At 33.5% G+C, this 22258-nt stretch carries 18 protein-coding genes and 4 tRNA genes; 21 read left to right on the top strand and 1 reads right to left on the bottom strand.

Going from position 1 to position 22258, the window contains the following annotated elements; genetic code table 11:
• Positions 1-18 precede the first annotated feature (18 nt).
• From J3S90_RS01595 to J3S90_RS01500, 20 genes are all read left to right on the top strand, one after another.
• Positions 19-906 (top strand): ComEA family DNA-binding protein, encoded by an 888-nt coding sequence (locus J3S90_RS01595; RefSeq protein WP_210644258.1) that lies wholly within the window; start codon positions 19-21, stop codon positions 904-906.
• Between the two features lie 183 nt (positions 907-1089).
• Positions 1090-2259 carry an acyl-CoA dehydrogenase family protein gene (locus J3S90_RS01590; protein WP_188049605.1) on the top strand — a complete coding sequence of 390 codons (1170 nt, stop codon included), beginning with the start codon at positions 1090-1092 and terminating at the stop codon, positions 2257-2259.
• Positions 2260-2455: 196 nt separating this feature from the next.
• Complete coding sequence (rpsU, locus tag J3S90_RS01585) at positions 2456-2650, top strand: 30S ribosomal protein S21 (RefSeq protein ID WP_035670421.1); 195 nt, start codon at positions 2456-2458, stop codon at positions 2648-2650.
• A 67-nt stretch (positions 2651-2717) separates the two neighbouring features.
• Positions 2718-3614: a tyrosine-type recombinase/integrase gene (locus J3S90_RS01580; protein WP_210644256.1), complete on the top strand. Its 897-nt coding sequence runs from the start codon at positions 2718-2720 to the stop codon at positions 3612-3614.
• A gap of 34 nt (positions 3615-3648) precedes the next feature.
• On the top strand, positions 3649-3951 hold the full coding sequence (gene hpf, locus J3S90_RS01575; RefSeq protein ID WP_188049607.1) for a ribosome hibernation-promoting factor, HPF/YfiA family: 303 nt from the start codon (positions 3649-3651) through the stop codon (positions 3949-3951).
• A 91-nt stretch (positions 3952-4042) separates the two neighbouring features.
• Positions 4043-4116, top strand: a tRNA-Thr gene (locus J3S90_RS01570).
• Between the two features lie 52 nt (positions 4117-4168).
• Positions 4169-4249: transfer RNA gene (locus J3S90_RS01565), tRNA-Tyr, on the top strand.
• A 182-nt stretch (positions 4250-4431) separates the two neighbouring features.
• Positions 4432-4503: transfer RNA gene (locus J3S90_RS01560), tRNA-Thr, on the top strand.
• 53 nt (positions 4504-4556) lie between these two features.
• The gene (gene tuf / locus J3S90_RS01555; RefSeq protein WP_210644253.1) at positions 4557-5744 is read left to right on the top strand and encodes an elongation factor Tu; all 1188 of its coding nucleotides are present in this window, start codon (positions 4557-4559) and stop codon (positions 5742-5744) included.
• 61 nt (positions 5745-5805) lie between these two features.
• Positions 5806-5876: transfer RNA gene (locus J3S90_RS01550), tRNA-Trp, on the top strand.
• A gap of 16 nt (positions 5877-5892) precedes the next feature.
• Positions 5893-6090 (top strand): preprotein translocase subunit SecE, encoded by a 198-nt coding sequence (gene secE / locus J3S90_RS01545; RefSeq protein ID WP_188049609.1) that lies wholly within the window; start codon positions 5893-5895, stop codon positions 6088-6090.
• 11 nt (positions 6091-6101) lie between these two features.
• On the top strand, positions 6102-6653 hold the full coding sequence (gene nusG, locus J3S90_RS01540) for a transcription termination/antitermination protein NusG (RefSeq protein WP_188049610.1): 552 nt from the start codon (positions 6102-6104) through the stop codon (positions 6651-6653).
• Between the two features lie 68 nt (positions 6654-6721).
• Positions 6722-7159 (top strand): 50S ribosomal protein L11, encoded by a 438-nt coding sequence (gene rplK / locus J3S90_RS01535; protein WP_121925843.1) that lies wholly within the window; start codon positions 6722-6724, stop codon positions 7157-7159.
• A gap of 13 nt (positions 7160-7172) precedes the next feature.
• Positions 7173-7862, top strand: a complete 690-nt coding sequence (gene rplA, locus J3S90_RS01530; RefSeq protein ID WP_188049611.1) for a 50S ribosomal protein L1 — start codon at positions 7173-7175, stop codon at positions 7860-7862.
• A gap of 22 nt (positions 7863-7884) precedes the next feature.
• Positions 7885-8397 carry a 50S ribosomal protein L10 gene (gene rplJ, locus J3S90_RS01525; RefSeq protein WP_188049612.1) on the top strand — a complete coding sequence of 171 codons (513 nt, stop codon included), beginning with the start codon at positions 7885-7887 and terminating at the stop codon, positions 8395-8397.
• Positions 8398-8486: 89 nt separating this feature from the next.
• Complete coding sequence (rplL, locus tag J3S90_RS01520) at positions 8487-8855, top strand: 50S ribosomal protein L7/L12 (protein WP_188049613.1); 369 nt, start codon at positions 8487-8489, stop codon at positions 8853-8855.
• Between the two features lie 274 nt (positions 8856-9129).
• The gene (rpoB, locus tag J3S90_RS01515) at positions 9130-12942 is read left to right on the top strand and encodes a DNA-directed RNA polymerase subunit beta (protein ID WP_210644251.1); all 3813 of its coding nucleotides are present in this window, start codon (positions 9130-9132) and stop codon (positions 12940-12942) included.
• A gap of 298 nt (positions 12943-13240) precedes the next feature.
• The gene (gene rpoC / locus J3S90_RS01510; RefSeq protein WP_188049615.1) at positions 13241-17554 is read left to right on the top strand and encodes a DNA-directed RNA polymerase subunit beta'; all 4314 of its coding nucleotides are present in this window, start codon (positions 13241-13243) and stop codon (positions 17552-17554) included.
• A 3-nt stretch (positions 17555-17557) separates the two neighbouring features.
• Positions 17558-17869, top strand: a complete 312-nt coding sequence (locus J3S90_RS01505) for a DUF3467 domain-containing protein (RefSeq protein WP_188049616.1) — start codon at positions 17558-17560, stop codon at positions 17867-17869.
• A gap of 411 nt (positions 17870-18280) precedes the next feature.
• Complete coding sequence (locus J3S90_RS01500; protein ID WP_210644249.1) at positions 18281-18640, top strand: hypothetical protein; 360 nt, start codon at positions 18281-18283, stop codon at positions 18638-18640.
• A gap of 80 nt (positions 18641-18720) precedes the next feature.
• Here the strand turns inward: J3S90_RS01500 and J3S90_RS01495 are convergent, their stop codons facing one another.
• The gene (locus tag J3S90_RS01495) at positions 18721-20310 is read right to left on the bottom strand and encodes a peptide chain release factor 3 (RefSeq protein ID WP_188049618.1); all 1590 of its coding nucleotides are present in this window, start codon (positions 20308-20310) and stop codon (positions 18721-18723) included.
• 494 nt (positions 20311-20804) lie between these two features.
• On the opposite strand from J3S90_RS01495, the gene J3S90_RS01490 reads away from it, so the two are divergent.
• Positions 20805-22238 (top strand): peptidylprolyl isomerase, encoded by a 1434-nt coding sequence (locus J3S90_RS01490; protein ID WP_210644247.1) that lies wholly within the window; start codon positions 20805-20807, stop codon positions 22236-22238.
• Positions 22239-22258: the final 20 nt, after the last annotated feature.

Below are 22258 nucleotides of genomic sequence, written 5' to 3'. Positions count from 1 at the left end.
AATAAATTAAGGTATCTAATGGCGTTTAAAAATATTCGATCTCATTTTAATTTTTCTAAGGAACAGAGAATAGGAGTTTTATTCTTGTTGTTAATTATAATTTCTTTACAGCTTGTTTATTTTTTCGGTGACTTTTCAATTGTTTTCAAAGAAGAGGCTGGTAAACAAGAGTGGCTTTCCCTACAAGCAGAATTCGATTCTATACAACGTAATGATAAAAGCCAGAGTAATGTGGTTTATCTTTTTAATCCAAATTTCATTACTGATTACAAAGGATACAAACTAGGAATGTCAGTTGCAGAAATAGACCGTTTGTTAAATTTTAGAAAAGAAAATAAATTTGTTAACTCGGCACAAGAATTTCAAAAACTAACACAAATATCAGATTCCTTATTAAAGAAGATAGCACCTTTTTTTAAATTCCCTGATTGGGTAAACAATAAAAAGAAGTTTAAAGAATATGATTCAAATTCTAATCCAGTTTTTCTTAAAAAAGATAAAATAGTTGTCATAGATATAAATCAAGCAACACAAGAGGATTTAATAAAAGTTTATGGAATAGGTGAAGTGATCTCCTCGCGTATTTTGAAACAAAAAGAAATTATTGGTGGCTTTGTTTCTATGGAACAAATGAATGACGTTTGGGGATTATCGCCCGAAGTAATTGAGAAATTAAATCTTCATTTTAAGATTGGTGCACTTCCTGAAATAAAAAAAATAGATATTAATAATGCTTCTTTAAAGGAATTATCAAAGTTCTATTATTTTAGATATCCATTAGCTAAAGAGATTGTTACTTATCGAAGCATGAACGGTGATTTTAAAAATATTGAGGATTTAACAAAAGTTAAGGCTTTTCCTGTTGATAAAGCAAAAATAATTACTTTATATTTGGACTTTAATTAAAAGTCTATAATTGGGTACTACTAAAATCTATAATTAATTGTAAAATCTTCCTTTTGCAACCTGTTCTTTTTAGATTTATACATATCACTCATTTACGACATTTAAAAATAATAACGCTGAGATACATTGCTATTGCGATGTGTTTTAGTAAACTTAATTTGTTAAAAAAAAGATAGAATTTATATGGAATCAATTTATTTCACAGAAGAGCACCAATTGTTTAGAAAAAGTTTGAAAGAATTTTTACAAAAAGAAGTAGTGCCTCATATTGAAAAATGGGAAAAAACAGGTACAATTGAACGATTTATATGGAAAAAGTTTGGTGAAATGGGCTTTTTTGGAATCAGATGTCCTGAAGCTTATGGAGGTTTAAATCTAGATTTGTTCTACACGGTTGTTTTTCTAGAAGAACTTCAAAAAATTAAATCTTCAGGTTTTGCTGCTGCAATGTGGGCACATTCATATTTAGCTATGACGCATTTGAATGCTGAAGGGGATGAGAGAATCAAACAAGAATATTTAGTACCTAGTATTGCTGGTGATAAAATAGGAGCTTTGTGTATTAGTGAACCTTTTGGTGGTAGTGATGTAGCAGGAATGCGTACAACTGCAATAAAAGAAGGGGATAAGTATATCATTAACGGATCTAAAACCTTTATTACAAATGGTGTTTATGCAGATTACTATGTAGTGGCTGCTAAAACAGATCCTAGTCAAGGAAATAAAGGAATAAGTATTCTTCTTGTTGATAAAAACACAAAAGGAATTTCTGCAACAAAATTAGACAAGTTGGGTTGGAGAGCTTCAGATACTGCCGAAATTGCATTTGATAATGTCGAAATTCCTGTTGAAAATTTGATGGGAGAAGAAGGTAAAGGTTTCCCATATATTATGCAGCATTTTGCATTAGAACGTTTGATTATGGCTATCAACGGTCATGCTAGAGCAGAGTATGCTATAGATTATACTATAGAATATATGTCTCAAAGAGAAGCTTTTGGAAGAACGATTGATAAATTCCAAGCATTAAGACATACAATCGTTGAGCACGCAACAGATGTAGAGCATTGCAAAGTCTTTAACTATGCTGCTGTAGCAAGATTAGATAAAGGCGAATATGTGGTTAAAGAGGCAACCATGGCTAAATTAAAGTCTACTAAAGTAGCAGATGAAACAATTTACAGTTGTTTGCAAATGTTAGGTGGTTACGGTTATATGGAAGAGTATCCGTTGGCACGTTTGTTAAGAGACAGTCGTTTAGGTCCAATTGGTGGTGGTACCTCTGAAATTTTAAAAGAAATTTTATCCAAAATGATTATTGATAATAAAAATTATAAACCTGCTGTTGAATAATTAGTATTTAAATTTAATCAGGTATTTATTTATATCAAAAAAGCCAATTTGTCATTGATGAATTGGCTTTTTTTATTGGTTTGATTGTGACAGTAAAGCTTAATTGTTTTATATTTTTAAATTTTCCTTAATTCATGCCTTATAATTGAGAAGTTTGATTACTTTTGCACACTTAAAGAAAGGGGGTGTCTATATTATGTTAATTATACCAATTAAAGACGGAGAAAATATCGATAGAGCGTTAAAACGTTACAAAAGAAAATTTGATAAAACAGGAACTGTTCGTCAACTAAGAGCACGTACTGCTTTTATTAAGCCTTCAGTAACCAATAGAATCAAAATTCAAAAAGCGGCTTATATCCAAAATATGAGAGATAACTTAGAGAGTTAATCGATTCCATTAAATAAAATACCGTTAGTCATCAAAAATTTATAACTTTGATGCTAACGGTTTTTTTATGGCTACAAATCAAGATGCATTTCGGGATTATCTACAGTTCGAGAAAAAGTATTCACCTCATACTTTAATGGCTTATTGTGCTGATATTAGTTCTTTTCAGTCTTTTAGCAAAGTTAATTATAATCAAGAAAATATAGATCATGTCGATTACAATGACATACGAAATTGGATTATTTCGTTAGTTGATGAAGGAGTCACCAATGGTTCTGTAAATAGAAAAATGGCTTCTTTAAAAGCTTATTACAAGTTTTTATTGAAGATAAAACAAATTCCGCTTAGTCCGTTAGTCAAACATAAGGCGCTAAAAGTTTCTAAAAATATTCAAATTCCATTTTCTGAAAACGAAGTAGATGCTGTTTTAAATCAAATGCAAAACGGAAGTGGTTTTGAAGAGGTTAGAGATAAATTGATAATTGATTTGTTTTATACAACAGGTATCCGAAGGGCAGAACTAATTCAATTAAAGATTGAAAGTGTTGATCTTTCCAATGCTTTGATTAAGGTGTTAGGAAAACGAAATAAAGAACGTCTAATTCCTATTTTGCCTGTAGTTCTGGGTCAGTTTTCGTTATATTTAAAGGAAAGGATTGGTTTGTCTGTAATTGTAGATGACGATTATTTTTTTCTCAATAAAAAAGGGTTAAAATTGAATGAAACTTTTGTGTATCGATTAATAAATACTTACTTTAGTACTGTATCAGAAAAGGTAAAAAAAAGCCCGCATATACTCAGACATACTTTTGCGACGCATTTACTTAATAATGGTGCAGATTTGAATTCAGTTAAAGAGTTGTTAGGGCATTCTAGCCTTGCTTCTACCCAAGTCTATACACATAATAGTTTAGCGGGGCTTAAAAGTGTGCATAGAGATGCTCATCCTCGTGGACGAAAGTGATTTTGAGAATGATTAATAATTAAAAAAGAAAATTATGAAGGTAAGTGTTCATGCAGTTAACTTTACAGTTGACAAAAAGCTAGTAGATTTTGTTCAAGATAGATTAGATAAACTTGAAAAGTATTATGACAAAGTCGTTTCTGCCGATGTTTTTTTAAAAGTTGAAAACACAAGTGACAAGGAGAATAAGATTGCAGAGATAAAAATTAATGTTCCTGGTGATGATTTTCTGGTAAAAAAACAATGTAAAACATTTGAAGAAGCTATAGAACTTTCCTCAGAATCGTTAGAGAGATTGTTAGTAAAAAGAAAAGAAAAGATAAGTTCTCATATTTAATATAAATTTTTTTAAAAAAATGTTTTGATTCATAGATAAAATCTCTACATTTGCAGTCCGTTAGAAATAGCGGACTTTTTTTATTGATATTGCCAGCGTAGCTCAGTTGGCTAGAGCAGCTGATTTGTAATCAGCAGGTCGTGGGTTCGAGTCCCTCCGCCGGCTCTAAATTTCCAATACGATTGGAAAATGTTCATGGTTTTATTGATAAGAAAAAGGGGAGATACTCAAGCGGCCAACGAGGGCAGACTGTAAATCTGCTGTGTAAACTTCGCAGGTTCGAATCCTGCTCTCCCCACAATCTTTTAAATAATGATTTATCCGAAAGTTTTCTTTCTAGTAAATTTGATTTAAAAGTTTGAGCACCGAAAACTTCGGTGCAGGATCAACGACCTTTTGGGAGTTAATCCGAATAAGAGTGTGTGGAAAGATTTCAATTGGTAAAACAATTGATTGTTTAAAACCATAACATCATTCTCTGCCGACTTAGCTCAGAGGTAGAGTGCTTCCTTGGTAAGGAAGAGGTCACGGGTTCAATTCCCGTAGTTGGCTCAAGTAAGTAAGAAATAAAAATTAATATATAACAAGATTAAAAATTAAGTAAAATGGCAAAAGAAACCTTTAACCGTTCGAAACCACACTTAAATATTGGTACGATCGGACACGTAGATCACGGTAAAACTACTTTAACAGCAGCAATCACAAAAGTATTATCTGATGCTGGTTACTGTCAAGCAAGATCATTTGATCAAATTGATAATGCTCCTGAAGAAAAAGAAAGAGGTATTACAATTAATACATCTCACGTTGAATATGAAACTGCTAATCGTCATTACGCTCACGTTGACTGTCCAGGTCACGCGGATTACGTAAAAAACATGGTTACTGGTGCTGCTCAAATGGATGGTGCTATTCTTGTGGTAGCTGCAACTGATGGACCAATGCCTCAAACTCGTGAGCATATCCTTTTAGGTCGCCAAGTTGGTATTCCTAGAATGGTTGTATTCATGAATAAAGTGGATATGGTTGATGACGCTGAGTTGTTAGAGTTAGTTGAAATGGAAATTAGAGACTTATTGTCTTTCTATGAATATGATGGTGATAACTGTCCAGTAATCCAAGGTTCTGCTTTAGGAGGATTGAATAATGATCCAACTTGGGTACCTAAAATTCTTGAATTGATGGCAGCTGTTGATGCTTGGATCGAAGAGCCAATCAGAGATACTGAAAAGCCTTTCTTGATGCCAGTTGAGGACGTATTTACAATTACTGGTCGTGGAACTGTTGCTACAGGTCGTATCGAAACTGGTATTGCTAATACAGGTGATGCTGTTGAAATCATTGGTATGGGGGCTGAAAAATTAACTTCTACTATTACAGGAGTTGAGATGTTCCGTAAAATCCTTGATAGAGGTGAAGCTGGAGATAACGTAGGTTTATTGTTAAGAGGTGTTGATAAAGAATCTATCAAAAGAGGAATGGTTATCATTAAGCCAGGATCAGTAAAACCACACGCTACTTTCAAAGCTGAGGTTTATATCTTGAAAAAAGAAGAAGGTGGACGTCATACTCCATTCCATAATAACTACCGTCCACAGTTCTACGTACGTACAACTGACGTTACAGGAGTTATTACTCTTCCAGAAGGTGTTGAAATGGTAATGCCAGGAGACAACTTAACTATCAATGTAGCTTTATTAAGCCCAATCGCAATGAGCGTTGGTTTACGTTTCGCTATCCGTGAAGGTGGTAGAACAGTAGGTGCTGGTCAAGTAACTGAAATTGTAGGTTAATCCTAAAAATTATATAAAGCCAGTTAATTTTCTTAACTGAAATCTAACTGGCTTTTAACATACGGGCGTAGTTCAAGGGTAGAATAGCGGTCTCCAAAACCGTTGATGGGGGTTCGAATCCCTCCGCCCGTGCAAAAAACTAATCATAATGACAAAAGTTGTAAATTATATATCGGAAGCATTTGAGGAATTAAAGTCAAATGTAACTTGGCCAGAATGGCCTGAGGTGCAACGTCTAACGATTGTTGTTGCCGTTTTTTCAGTATTATTCGCCTTGGCAACTTGGGGAGTTGATGAAATTTTCGCAAAAGCTTTAGCTGGATTTTTTAACTGGATAAAAGCTTAAATTTTTTTGTTATGGCAGATAATAATGTTAAAAAGTGGTATGTCGTTAGAGCAGTAAGTGGACAAGAAAATAAAGTAAAAGCATATATTGAGACTGAGATCGCAAGATTAGAAATGACTGATTATGTTTCGCAAGTTTTAGTTCCTACTGAGAAAGTGGTTACCGTAAAAGAAGGAAAAAAAATAATCAAAGACAAGGTTTATTTCCCTGGTTATGTTATGATCGAGGCTAATCTTGTTGGAGAAATACCTCATATTATTAAGTCTATAACAAGTGTTATTGGTTTTTTAGGGGAAATTAAGGGTGGTGAGCCTGTTCCTTTGAGAATTTCAGAAGTAAACAGAATGTTAGGTAAGGTAGATGAATTAGCTGTTAATACAGATACTCGTTCTATTCCTTTCAACGTTGGAGAAACTATTAAGGTTGTTGATGGACCTTTTAATGGATTTAACGGAACTGTTGAAAAAATTAATGAAGAGAAGCGTAAACTGGAAGTAATGGTTAAGATTTTCGGAAGAAAAACACCATTGGAGTTGAGTTTTATGCAAGTTGAAAAAGTATAATTTTTTGTTACATCTATAATATCCATCGCAATCGCTTCCAATGATTGCAGTGTTAAATTTTTTAAAAAATGGCTAAAGAAATTAGTAAGGTAGTTAAACTACAAGTTAAGGGAGGTGCTGCGAACCCGTCGCCACCGGTTGGACCTGCTTTAGGAGCTGCTGGTGTGAACATCATGGAGTTCTGTAAGCAATTTAATGCTAGAACACAAGATAAAGCCGGCAAAATATGCCCAGTACAAATTACTGTGTATAAAGACAAATCATTTGATTTTGTTGTAAAAACTCCTCCAGCGGCAGTCCAGTTAATGGAAGCTGCAAAGCTAAAGTCTGGATCTGGTGAGCCAAATCGTAAAAAAGTAGCTAGCGTTACTTGGGATGTTATCAAAGCAATTGCTGAAGATAAAATGGTAGATTTAAATGCATTCACAATCGAATCTGCTATGAGCATGATTGCTGGAACAGCTAGATCTATGGGTATAACTGTATCAGGAGAAGCTCCTTTTTAATTAAGAGAAAGACATGGCAAAATTGACAAAAAAGCAAAAAGAGGCTGCTTCAAAAATTGAAAAGAACAAATTATACTCTCTTAAAGATGCTGCGGCATTAATAAAAGTAGTTGCTTCTGCAAAATTTGATGAGTCTGTTGATATCGCAGTTCGTTTGGGTGTAGATCCAAGAAAAGCGAATCAAATGGTAAGAGGTGTGGTAACATTACCTCACGGAACTGGTAAAGATGTTAAAGTATTGGCATTAGTTACTCCAGATAAGGAAGCGGAAGCTTTGGCTGCTGGAGCTGACTTTGTTGGTCTTGATGACTATTTACAAAAAATTAAAGACGGTTGGACAGATGTTGATGTTATCATCACTATGCCTTCTGTTATGGGTAAATTAGGTCCATTAGGTCGTATTTTAGGACCTAGAGGTTTAATGCCTAACCCTAAAACAGGTACTGTAACTATGGATGTTGCAAAAGCTGTTGCAGAGGTTAAAGCTGGTAAAATCGATTTCAAAGTTGATAAAACTGGTATTGTGCATGCAGGAATTGGGAAAGTTTCTTTTGGGGCTGAACAAATTATTGACAATGCTCACGAAATTATTCAAACATTAATCAAACTTAAACCAACTGCGGCTAAAGGAACTTACATCAAAAGTATTTACCTAACTAGCACGATGAGTCCTGCAATTGCATTGGATCCTAAAGCAGTATAATTGGTAGTTAAAAATTTTTAGTATGACTAGAGAAGAAAAATCAATCGCGATTGAAGATTTAACTGCACAGTTAGCCGGTACAAATATTATTTATGTATCTGATATTTCTGGACTTAATGCAGAGGCTACTTCAAGCTTAAGAAGAGCTTGTTTTAAAGCAGGTATAAAATTAGAGGTTGTTAAGAATACTTTGCTTGCAAAAGCAATGGAAGCTTCTGATAATGATTATGGTGATTTACCATCAGTATTAACTGGAAGTAGCGCTATCTTTATTTCAGATGTTGCTAACGCACCTGGAAAAATAATCAAAGATTTCCGCAAAAAATCGGCTAAACCTGTATTGAAGGGAGCTTATATTAATGCTGAAGTTTACATTGGAGATGATCAATTAGATGCATTAGCAACTATTAAATCTAAAGAAGAGCTTATCGGCGAAATCATTGGATTATTGCAATCACCAGCTCAAAGAGTTATTTCTGCACTTCAAAACCAATTCGCAAAAGGCGAAGAGGCTTCAGAAGAAGTGGAAGCATAATAAAAATAGAGTTCTACTCTAATTTTATTTAAAAAAGCGCACAATAAATAAATTATATTTTTACAAATCATTTTAAAACGATAGAAAAAATGGCAGATTTGAAACAATTCGCAGAACAATTGGTTAACCTTACAGTTAAAGAAGTTAACGAATTAGCAACAATATTAAAAGATGAGTACGGAATCGAACCAGCTGCTGCAGCTGTAGTAGTTTCAGGTGGTGGTGAAGCTGCTGCTGAAGATGTTCAAACTGAGTTTACAGTAGTATTAAAAGCAGCTGGTGCTTCTAAATTAGCTGTTGTGAAATTAGTTAAAGAACTTACAGGTTTAGGTTTGAAAGAAGCTAAAGATGTAGTTGATAGCGCACCAAGTACAGTTAAAGAAGGTGTAACTAAAGAAGAGGCTGAAGGTCTTAAAAAATCTTTAGAAGAAGCTGGAGCTGAGGTTGAACTTAAATAGTTTATCTCTGTTTTAAGAATAAGGTTTAGGTCTTGGATGTTTTTCCAAGGCCTAAACCATTTTTCGTATAATAAAATTATTTTTAAGTTTTATTATAAAATAGCATAAATACAATAGGTTTTTAAATCAATACGATGAAAGAAAATATAGGAAAGAGTCTCTCTTGAATTATTTTTAAAGATGTATCGATTATAAAAAAAAAGTATAGATTGTTTTATAAATTAAACAGTGTTTTGCACAAAAACTACTTTTTTTAATCAAAATTTCTCCATTGATGATTACAAATCAGACTGAAAGATTAAATTTTGCCTCTACAAAAAACATACCTCAATATCCAGATTTTCTAGATGTTCAGGTTAAATCGTTTAAAGATTTTTTTCAATTAGAAACTAAATCTGACGAAAGAGGCGACGAAGGGCTTTACAATACCTTCATGGAAAACTTCCCAATTACTGATACAAGAAATAACTTTGTATTAGAATTCCTTGATTATTTTGTAGATCCACCACGTTACACTATTCAAGAGTGTATAGAAAGAGGTCTTACGTATAGTGTACCTTTAAAAGCAAGGTTAAAACTATATTGTACAGATCCAGAACATGAGGATTTCGAAACAATTGTTCAAGATGTATATCTTGGTACAATTCCTTACATGACGCCGAGTGGTACTTTTGTTATCAATGGTGCTGAACGTGTAGTTGTTTCGCAATTACATAGATCTCCAGGTGTTTTCTTTGGTCAATCATTCCACGCAAATGGAACTAAATTATATTCTGCCAGAGTAATTCCTTTTAAAGGTTCTTGGATAGAATTTTCTACAGATATAAACAGCGTAATGTATGCTTATATTGACAGAAAGAAAAAATTACCTGTAACTACTTTATTCCGTGCAATTGGTTTCGAAAGAGATAAGGATATCCTTGAAATCTTTGACCTTGCTGAGGAAATTAAAGTTTCTAAGACAGGTCTTAAAAAATATATCGGTAGAAAATTAGCGGCTCGTGTATTAAATACATGGCATGAGGATTTCGTAGATGAAGATACTGGTGAGGTTGTTTCTATCGAACGTAACGAAATAATCCTTGATAGAGATACAATTATCGATAAAGATAATGTGGAAGAAATCATTGATTCTAACGTTAAATCTATTTTGTTACATAAAGAAGATGCTAATCAAGGTGATTATGCCATCATTCATAATACGTTACAAAAAGATCCAACAAACTCTGAAAAAGAAGCTGTTGAGCATATCTACAGACAATTGCGTAACGCAGAACCGCCTGATGAAGAAACTGCTCGTGGTATTATAGATAAATTATTCTTCTCTGATCAACGTTATAACTTAGGTGAAGTTGGTCGTTATAGAATTAATAAAAAATTAGGTTTAGATACTCCAATGGAAAAGCAAGTCTTGACCAAAGAAGATATCATAACTATCGTGAAATATTTGATCGAATTGATCAACTCTAAAGCAGAGATTGATGATATTGATCACTTATCAAACCGTCGTGTTAGAACAGTTGGAGAACAATTGTCTCAACAATTCGGTGTTGGTTTAGCGCGTATGGCTAGAACTATTCGTGAGAGAATGAACGTTAGAGATAACGAGGTGTTTACGCCAATTGATTTGATTAATGCTAAAACATTATCATCAGTTATCAACTCTTTCTTTGGTACAAACCAGTTGTCACAGTTTATGGATCAAACGAATCCACTTGCTGAGATTACGCACAAGAGAAGATTATCTGCACTAGGACCTGGTGGACTTTCGAGAGAGAGAGCTGGATTTGAGGTACGTGACGTTCACTATACGCATTACGGTCGTTTATGTCCGATTGAAACTCCGGAGGGACCAAACATTGGTTTGATATCCTCTCTTGGTGTTTATGCTAAAGTAAACGGAATGGGTTTCATTGAAACACCTTACCGTAAAGTAACTAATGGAGTGGTAGATTTAGAGTCTACTCCAGTTTACTTAAGCGCAGAAGAAGAAGAAGGAATGATGATTGCTCAGGCAAATATCCAAATGGATGGTACTGGTAAAATTACTGCTGAAGACGTAATTGCACGTCAAGAAGGTGATTTCCCTGTAATTGAACCTACAAGAGTTGATTATACGGATGTAGCTCCAAATCAAATTGCTTCAATTTCTGCTTCTTTGATTCCTTTCTTAGAACATGATGATGCGAATAGAGCCTTGATGGGATCTAACATGATGCGTCAGGCCGTACCATTAATTCGTCCTGAAGCTCCTATTGTTGGAACTGGTTTAGAGCGTCAAGTAGCTTCTGATTCTAGAGTATTGATTAATGCTGAAGGAGATGGAGTTATAGAATATGTAGATGCAAACATCATCACTATCAAATACGACCGTACTGAGGAAGAAAGAATGGTTAGTTTTGAATCTGATGAGAAAACATACAATCTAATTAAATTTAGAAAAACCAATCAAGGAACAAGTATCAACCTTAAACCTATCGTAAGAAAAGGGGATAGAGTGGTTCTTGGACAAGTATTATCTGAAGGATATGCTACTCAAAATGGTGAATTGGCTTTAGGTCGTAATTTGAAAGTGGCGTTTATGCCATGGAAAGGATACAACTTTGAGGATGCAATCGTTATTTCTGAGAAAGTAGTTCGTGATGATATTTTCACATCTATTCACGTTGATGATTATTCATTAGAAGTGAGAGATACTAAATTAGGTAACGAAGAATTAACGAACGATATACCGAACGTTTCTGAAGAAGCTACTAAAGATTTAGATGAAAATGGTATGATTAGAATTGGAGCAGAGGTTAAACCTGGCGATATTCTTATCGGAAAAATTACTCCAAAAGGAGAATCAGATCCTACTCCAGAAGAGAAATTGCTTCGTGCAATCTTCGGGGATAAAGCAGGTGATGTAAAAGATGCTTCATTAAAAGCGTCTCCTTCTTTACATGGTGTTGTTTTAGACAAAAAATTGTTCGCAAGAGCAGTTAAAGATAAACGTAAACGTACGCAAGATAAAGATGCTTTAGGAGCACTTGAAATGGAATTCGAAACTAAGTTTGTTGAATTAAAAGACAAATTAGTAGAGAAATTGTTCTTGATCGTAAACGGAAAAACATCTCAAGGGGTAATGAATGATTTGGGTGAAGAAGTTTTACCAAAAGGTAAAAAATATACTCAAAAAATGCTTTATGCTGTTGAAGATTTTGCTCACTTAAGTAAAGGTCAATGGGTTGCTGATGATGCAACTAATAAAATGGTTAATGATTTAATTCATAACTATAAAATTAAATTGAACGATTTACAAGGTGCATTACGTAGAGAGAAATTCACAATTACTGTTGGTGATGAGTTGCCAGCTGGAATTTTGAAATTAGCTAAAGTATATATTGCAAAAAAACGTAAGTTGAAAGTTGGGGATAAAATGGCAGGACGTCACGGTAACAAAGGTATTGTTGCTCGTATCGTTCGTCATGAAGACATGCCTTTCTTGGAAGACGGAACGCCAGTTGATATCGTATTGAACCCACTTGGGGTACCTTCACGTATGAACATTGGTCAAATTTATGAAACGGTATTAGGTTGGGCTGGACAAAACTTGGGTAGAAAATTTGCTACACCAATTTTTGATGGAGCAACTTTAGATCAAATTAATGAATTGACTGACGAAGCTGGAATACCACGTTTTGGACATACACACCTTTATGATGGTGGTACTGGAGAACGTTTCCACCAAGCAGCGACAGTTGGAGTTATCTATATGTTGAAACTTGGACACATGGTTGATGATAAGATGCACGCCCGTTCTATCGGACCGTACTCTTTGATTACACAACAACCACTTGGAGGTAAAGCACAATTTGGAGGTCAACGTTTTGGAGAGATGGAGGTTTGGGCACTTGAAGCTTATGGAGCATCAAGTACTTTACGTGAAATCTTGACAGTTAAATCGGATGACGTAATTGGTAGAGCTAAAACTTACGAAGCAATCGTTAAGGGAGAGTCTATGCCAGAACCAGGATTGCCAGAATCATTCAATGTATTGATGCACGAATTAAAAGGTCTTGGACTTGACATTCGTTTAGAAGAATAGATTAAAATTTGTTACGGTAGAGATGTGATTAATCGCATCTCTACTTTGGCATTTATATAAGTTTTTAGGATTTATACCCGTAAACCGTTCCGATTTTTTATAAAAAACACTGTTTTTTATAACTAGCGCTTCAAAACTAGTTTGAAGTTTAGAGAAGTAACTCGAGGTGTTTTAATAGTCTTAAAGTCTAATGTTATAAAGTTTTTAAAGCCCTATGTGACTTTTGACTTATAACTTTCAAACTTTCGACTATTATAAAAATCAATTTTTAATTGCAAATAAATCAATAGTAAAAACTATGATCAATAATAGAAATAACAATAATAAAGACAAGAATCCTGTAAAAAGATTCAATAAAATTTCGATAGGATTAGCTTCGCCAGAATCTATCTTGAAAGAGTCAAGAGGAGAGGTTTTAAAGCCAGAAACTATCAACTACAGAACGCACAAACCAGAGCGTGATGGACTTTTCTGTGAGCGTATTTTCGGACCTGTAAAGGATTTTGAATGTGCTTGTGGTAAATATAAAAGAATTCGTTACAAAGGGATCATCTGTGACCGTTGTGGTGTTGAAGTTACTGAGAAAAAAGTACGTAGAGATAGAGTAGGTCACATCAACCTTGTTGTGCCAATTGCTCATATCTGGTATTTCCGTTCTCTTCCTAATAAAATTGGTTATATTCTTGGACTTCCATCTAAGAAATTAGATATGATCATCTACTACGAAAGATATGTAGTAATTCAAGCAGGTATTGCTAAAAATGCAGAAGGGGAATCAGTTCAAAGATTAGACTTCCTTACAGAAGAAGAATATTTGAACATTCTTGATACTCTTCCTGCTGACAACCAATATTTGGATGATTTTGATCCTAATAAATTTGTTGCTAAAATGGGAGCAGAGTGTATTATGGACTTATTGGCTAGAATTGATTTAGATCAATTGTCTTACCAATTAAGACATAATGCAAACAATGAAACGTCTAAACAACGTAAAACGGAAGCATTAAAAAGATTGCAAGTTGTTGAATCTTTCCGTGAGTCTAACTTGAACCGTGAGAATCGTCCAGAATGGATGATTATGAAAGTAGTTCCAGTTATTCCACCAGAATTACGTCCGCTTGTGCCACTTGATGGAGGTCGTTTTGCAACTTCAGATTTAAATGATTTATACCGTCGTGTAATTATACGTAACAACCGTTTGAAAAGATTAATGGAGATTAAAGCTCCAGAAGTTATCTTAAGAAACGAAAAACGTATGTTGCAAGAATCTGTAGATTCATTATTTGATAATACAAGAAAAGCATCTGCTGTTAAAACAGAATCAAACAGACCATTAAAATCATTATCTGATTCCCTTAAAGGTAAGCAAGGACGTTTCCGTCAAAACTTACTTGGTAAACGTGTGGATTATTCTGCCCGTTCGGTAATTGTTGTTGGGCCTGAATTAAAATTATCTGAATGTGGTATCCCTAAAGATATGGCAGCAGAATTATACAAACCTTTCGTTATCCGTAAATTGATAGAAAGAGGAATTGTAAAAACTGTAAAATCAGCTAAAAAAATAATAGATAAGAAAGAGCCAGTAGTTTGGGATATCCTTGAAAATGTAATTAAAGGTCACCCAATATTACTGAATCGTGCTCCTACTTTGCACAGATTAGGTATTCAAGCATTCCAACCAAAATTAATTGAAGGAAAAGCAATCCAATTGCACCCTTTAGTTTGTACTGCATTTAATGCGGATTTTGATGGGGATCAAATGGCAGTTCACTTGCCTTTAGGACCAGAAGCTATTTTGGAAGCACAACTTTTAATGTTGGGTTCTCACAATATTCTGAATCCTGCAAATGGAGCGCCAATTACAGTACCTTCTCAGGATATGGTTTTGGGTCTATATTATATGACCAAAGAACGTTTGTCAACTCCTGAAAAGAAAATTTTAGGAGAAGGAATCACTTTCTATTCTGCTGAAGAAGTAAATATTGCTTTGAATGAAGGAAGATTAGAATTGAATGCTTCAGTTAAAATTAGAGCAAAACACTTTAATGAAGCTGGTGATTTAGTGTACCAAATCATTCAAACAACTGCTGGGCGTGTATTATTTAATGAAGTAGTACCGGAAGCAGCTGGATATATCAATGATGTATTGACTAAGAAAAACTTAAGAGATATTATTGGTCACGTTTTAAGTTCTACTGATGTGCCTACAACTGCAGCTTTCTTGGATAACATGAAAGACATGGGGTACAAATTTGCCTTCAAAGGTGGTTTGTCATTCTCATTAGGTGATATTAGAATTCCAGATCAAAAACCAAAATTGATTGCTGACGCTAGAGAACAAGTTCAAGGTATTTCTATGAACTATAACATGGGTCTTATTACTAATAACGAACGTTACAACCAAGTTATTGATGTATGGACTTCAGCGAATGCTCAATTAACAGAGTTAGCAATGAAAAACATTAGAGAAGACCAACAAGGTTTCAACTCAGTGTATATGATGCTTGATTCTGGAGCAAGGGGATCTAAAGAACAAATTCGTCAGTTAACTGGTATGCGTGGTTTGATGGCTAAGCCTAAAAAATCGACTGCTGGTGGTGGAGAAATTATTGAAAACCCGATTCTTTCTAACTTTAAGGAAGGACTTTCAATCCTTGAGTACTTTATCTCTACTCACGGTGCTCGTAAAGGACTTGCGGATACGGCGTTGAAAACAGCGGATGCTGGTTACTTGACTCGTAGATTGCATGATGTATCTCAAGATGTTATTGTTAATATCGATGATTGTGGTACTCTTAGAGGTGTTGAAGTTTCAGCATTGAAGAAAAATGAAGAAATAGTTGAGTCATTAGGAGAAAGAATATTAGGTCGTGTAGTATTACAAGACTTAGTTAATCCTTTGAATAATGAAATCTTAATTCATTCTGGTGAGCAAATCACAGAAGTTATAATGAAAGCAATTGACGCTTCTCCAATCGAGAAAGTTGAAGTTCGTTCACCATTAACTTGTGAAGCTACAAAAGGTATTTGTGCTAAATGTTACGGTAGAAACTTAGCTACTGGAAAAATGACACAAAGAGGAGAAGCAGTTGGTGTAATTGCAGCTCAATCTATTGGAGAACCAGGAACACAGTTAACACTTCGTACTTTCCACGTTGGAGGGGTTGCGGGAGGTATTTCTGAAGAATCTAGTATTGTTGTTAAATTCGCTGGTAGACTTGAAATCGAAGATTTGAAAACGGTTAAAGGAGAAGATAGTGAAGGTAATGCAGTTGATATTGTAGTTTCTCGTTCTACTGAATTGAAATTAATTGATGAGAAAACAGGTATTTTATTAAGTACTAATAATATCCCTTACGGTTCAAGTATTTTTGTTAAAGACGGTCAGTCTGTAGCAAAAGGAGATGTAATCTGTAAATGGGATCCATATAATGGAGTTATTGTTTCTGAGTTTACTGGTAAAATTGCTTACGAAGATTTAGAGCAAGGTCAATCATTCATGGTTGAAATTGATGAGCAAACTGGTTTCCAAGAAAAAGTAATTTCTGAATCAAGAGCTAATAAATTAATCCCAACTTTATTGGTTTACGGTAAAGATGGTGAATTGATTCGTTCTTACAACTTACCAGTTGGAGCCCACTTGATGGTTGATAACGGTGAGAAAATTAAAGCAGGTAAGGTATTGGTAAAAATCCCTCGTCGTTCTTCTAAATCAGGAGATATTACAGGAGGTTTACCTAGAATTACAGAGTTGTTAGAGGCTCGTAATCCTTCTAATCCAGCTGTGGTTTCTGAGATTGATGGTGTTGTTTCTTTTGGAAAAATCAAAAGAGGTAACCGTGAGGTTGTTATCGAATCTAAATTCGGAGATATTAGAAAATACTTGGTTAAATTATCAAGCCAAATTCTAGTTCAAGAAAATGACTTCGTAAGAGCTGGTGTGCCATTGTCTGATGGAGCTATTACTCCAGATGATATTTTAAGAATTCAAGGACCAGCAGCTGTTCAACAGTATTTGGTTAATGAAATTCAAGAAGTATACCGTCTACAAGGGGTAAAAATCAACGACAAACACTTTGAAGTAGTAATACGTCAAATGATGCGTAAAGTAAGAGTTCAGGATCCAGGTGATACTTTATTCTTAGAAGACCAATTGATTCACACTAAAGATTTCATCGTTCAAAACGATAAATTATATGGTATGAAAGTGGTTGAAGATGCTGGAGATTCTAGTGCGCTTAAAGAAGGACAAATAATTACGCCTCGTGATTTGCGTGATGAAAACTCTCTATTGAAACGTACAGATAAAAATCTTGTTGTAGCTCGTGATGTTGTTACTGCAACTGCAACACCAGTATTACAAGGTATTACCAGAGCTTCGCTTCAAACGAAATCATTTATTTCTGCTGCATCGTTCCAGGAAACTACTAAAGTATTGAATGAAGCTGCTGTTGCAGGTAAAATCGATTACTTAGAAGGATTGAAAGAAAATGTTATTGTTGGACATAGAATCCCTGCCGGAACTGGTATGAGAGAATATGATAATACTATTGTAGGTTCTAAAGAGGATTACAATGATATGATGGCTAATAAAGAGGAATATATTTACTAAGATATGAGTAATTCTAATCAACAACAAGAGCAAATTAATATTGAGTTAGACGAAAAAACGGCTGAAGGAATTTATTCTAATTTGGCTATTATCAATCACTCTTCATCTGAATTTGTTTTAGATTTTGTAAGTATCATGCCTGGTATACCTAAAGCTAAGGTAAAATCAAGAATTGTCTTGACACCACAACATGCTAAAAGATTATTTAAAGCTATTGGGGAAAATATCCATCGATTTGAAGTAGCTCATGGCGAAATCAAAGAAACGGAACAAGTTCCAATTCCGCTTAATTTTGGTCCCGCGGGACAAGCATAATATTTTAAAAGGCTTTCACTTCGGTGAAAGCCTTTTTGTTTTAAAGCTATTCTTTAATTTTTTGTCTGAAACGTGTATGATTTAACTATCAAAGACACATTCCTTTTTAAAGTACCAATAACTGAATTATAAGTTTTATTGTTCTCTGGTCGTTTAAAAGTAAGTTAGACCAAAAAAATCTTAATCTCTTTCGCAATAGTGTCTAAGAAGCTAAATATTACTTTTTGTAAATTAAAAAATTAGTGATTTTAACCTTGTTTTGTTTTTGATAATTTAATTTTAAATAGGAATATGTCCTTTAAACGAGTATTCAGGTGGTTTGTCGGAATTATTTTTTGCTATCTCTTTAATGCTATACTTTCGCACTCGAAATAAGATAGCGATTAAAATATCATTTAAAAACAGATTTACATGCAATACTCTTCTTTAAAAATAAATAAAAAAACCATTTTTACAGGTCTTATGTTATTCGTTTTTATGTTAATAAGTAGTACTTCTGTTTCAGCTCAAACTGAAAATGATTTCCTTGTAGATGCATCAGTTACTATTTCTCCTTCAACTAAAAAAGAAAATGTTTCTACAGTTTCCTCTTCAAATAGCATGAACTTTGTTTTGTGGTTTATGGGGTCCAAACAAGATCCAAAAAGTTCAATTTCGACAGAAGGGAACAATACTAAAAAACAAGTGATTATTTCCGGAACAGCACCTAATCGTTTATTGATCAAAGCTTTTTTAAAAAAAGCAGTAGATTTGGATAGTATGATTGCTTAATTGAAATCATTTTAAAACATAAAAAAAAACGCTAATTTTTAAATTAGCGTTTTTTTTATGTTTTAAATATAGAATTATTATTATTCGAATTCTGATGTAAAGAATAACTTAACATTTGGATATTTGTTTTGAGTCATTTGAATCGTAAAATCTGAATCTGCAAGGAATACGAGTTGTCCATATTTATCGTGCGCCAAGAATTTTTGCTTAATACGTCTAAATTCTTTAAACTCATCGCTTTTAAGATCGTTTGGTTTTACCCAACACGCTTTGTGAACAGGAAAATTTTCATACGTACATTTAGCGCCATATTCATGCTCTAAACGATATTGAATAACTTCGTATTGTAGTGCTCCAACAGTTCCAATGATCTTTCTGTTGTTCATTTCTAGCGTAAATAACTGCGCAACACCTTCGTCCATTAACTGATCAACCCCTTTGTCCAATTGTTTAGCTTTCATTGGATCAGCGTTGTTGATGTATCTAAAGTGTTCCGGTGAGAAACTTGGAATTCCTTTGAAACTCATGATTTCTCCTTCAGTTAATGTATCTCCAATTTTGAAGTTTCCAGTATCATGTAAACCTACAATATCACCCGGATAAGAAATATCTACAATTTCTTTTTTCTCAGCAAAAAAAGCATTTGGACTAGAGAATTTTAAATTTTTCTTCTGGCGTACGTGATAATACGGTTTGTTTCTTTCAAAAGTTCCAGAAACAATTTTTATGAAAGCCAATCGGTCTCTGTGTTTAGGATCCATATTAGCATGGATTTTAAATACAAAACCGGTCATTTTTTCTTCTTTTGGATCAACCAATCGCGTTTCTGAATCTTTTGGTCTTGGTGAAGGAGCAATTTGAACAAAGCAGTCCAATAATTCTCTTACTCCAAAATTATTTAAAGCAGAACCAAAAAATACGGGTTGTAATTTACCATCTAGATATTCCTGACGATCAAATTTTGGATATACTTCGTCAATTAATCCTATTTCTTCTCTAAGTGTATTGGCTGGTTTTTGACCTATAATTTTTTCTAATTCAGGACTTTGTACATCTGAAAAAGCGATCGTTTCTTCGATGTTTTTTCTGCTGTCTCCACTAAATAAATTAATGTTTTGCTCCCAAAGATTATAAATACCTTGAAAATCGTAACCCATTCCTATCGGGAAACTCAAAGGGGTAACCCTTAAACCTAGTTTTTGTTCTACTTCGTCCATTAAGTCAAAAGCATCTTTTCCTTCTCGGTCTAATTTGTTGATGAACACGATAATTGGAATTTTTCGCATCCTACAAACAGCTACTAATTTTTCTGTTTGCTCTTCCACACCCTTAGCTACGTCAATTACTACAATAACACTGTCAACAGCTGTTAATGTTCTAAAAGTATCCTCGGCAAAATCCTTGTGTCCTGGAGTATCCAGAATGTTTATTTTTTTGTCCTTATAATTAAATGCTAGGACAGAGGTGGAAACGGAAATACCTCTTTGGCGTTCAATCTCCATAAAGTCACTCGTTGCACCTTTTTTTATCTTATTATTTTTTACAGCACCAGCTTCTTGAATAGCACCACCAAAAAGTAGTAATTTTTCCGTAAGTGTTGTTTTTCCTGCATCAGGATGTGAGATAATCCCGAAAGTTCTTCTGCGTTGTATTTCTTCTAAAAAGCCCATATTTATATAAATAGGGTGCAAAAGTACTATTTATAAATGCCAATTAAAAAAATACTATCCTTTAATTACTCTGTTGGATTTTCAAAATTTAATGCAAGATTAATAATTGACTTATTTAATATTATTTTTAATATCTTTTTTTTAATTTATTTCAATTAATCAAGATGTTTTTATGCAGTCTTAATTATTGAACTAATCTTTTTTTAAATAAATGCTACAGTATTTTAGGGTAATTTTTGCTGTTTTATTATAAGCAATCTAAAGAGTTTGAGTAATGAAAAAAATGCGATATAATTTTTTGTTAATACTACTTAGGAAACTTGTATTATCTAATTGAATTACTATTTTTGTTTGTTTTAAAATTTGAAAATGTCTATTGTATTATGTACTTTATAAACTTGATTCTTAAAACTGTATATTTGCCGAAAATATTTAGTTCTTTATAAAAACTAATAATAGCACACTTTATTCCCTTTTAATATTAAATTATACCAATGCCAATAAATAAAACACCAATGAAATTCATTAATAATAGATTTGCACTTGCCTTTTTTCTCTTAGTTTTTACAAGTTTCGTTACAAGTGCTCAAGAGATTATTAAAGATTCCGTGGTTTCCTCTCCAATAATTAAAAAGCAATCAACAGGAAAGCTTAAAATAGATGGCATTATTGCAACAGTTGGTGATTATATCATTTTAGATTCAGATATTGACAAGTCATTTCTAGAAATTTCAGCTCAAGGCGGATCTGTAAAAGACATCACAAGATGTCAAATGTTAGGGAAGTTATTAGAGGATAAATTATATGCTCATCAGGCTGTTCAGGATAGTATTGTTGTTACAGATTCTGAGGTTAAAGGTATGATGGAAGATAGATTACGTTATATGGTTGAGCAAATCGGATCTATGGAAAAAGTAGTTCAATATTATAAAAAAGATTCTGAAGAAGAATTCAGAAGCTACTTTTCTGATATCTTAAAAGAAGGTAGGTTAACTTCTGAAATGCAAAAGAAAATTGTAGATGCAGTAGAAATTACTCCAGAAGAAGTACGTAATTACTTCAAAACAATTCCTAAAAATGATTTGCCATTCTTTGGTGTAGAATTAGAAGTAGCACAAATTGTTGTTACTCCAAAGGTTTCGGCTGAAGATAAGCAAAAAGTTATTGACCGTTTAAATGGTTTCAAAAAAGAAATAGAAGAAGGGTCGAGTTTTTCTACAAAAGCAGTTTTATATTCTCAAGATCCTGGATCTAGAGCAACAGGAGGATATTATAAAATGAATCGTAAGACACCATTTGTAAAAGAATTTAAAGATGTTGCTTTTAGTTTGGCAGAAGGTGAGATTTCTGCTCCTTTTGAAACTGATTTTGGTTTTCATATTATATATGTAGAGAAGATTAAAGGACAAGAGATAGAATTGAGACATATTTTATTAGCTCCTGTTGCTACCGAAGCTTCTTTGGCGGAGGCTAAAGAGAAAATTACTTTGATTAAAAAGAGAATTGAAGATAAAGAAATTACATTCGCTGAAGCGGCGAGAACTTTATCTGATGAGAAAGAAACAAGAGCTAATGGTGGTGCACTGATTAATCCTAAAACACAAGATACTCGTTTTGAATTAACAAAAATGGATCCTGTTTTTTATAGCCAAGTTTCTAATTTGAAAACCAATCAAATTTCTGAACCAATTTTAGATCAAACTGAAGAAGGTAAGAAAAAATTTAAATTGATTACTGTAACTAATAGAATTGATGAGCATGCAGCAGATTATGCTAAAGATTATATTAAAATAAAAGATTTAGCATTAAAAAGTAAACAAATTACTGCTATAGGTAAATGGTTTGATGAAAAAATTAAAGAAACCTATATTAAAATTATTGGTGAATACAGAGACTGTGATTTTACAAATAATTGGTTAAAAAAATAATTGGATGTTACTTCGTAGAA

It is taken from the genome of Flavobacterium flabelliforme, from assembly GCF_017948675.1.
Classification (GTDB): Bacteria; Bacteroidota; Bacteroidia; order Flavobacteriales; family Flavobacteriaceae; genus Flavobacterium; species Flavobacterium pygoscelis.
The sequence above is the reverse complement of the archived record's forward strand: the minus strand, read 5'-3'. Positions and strand labels throughout refer to the sequence as shown.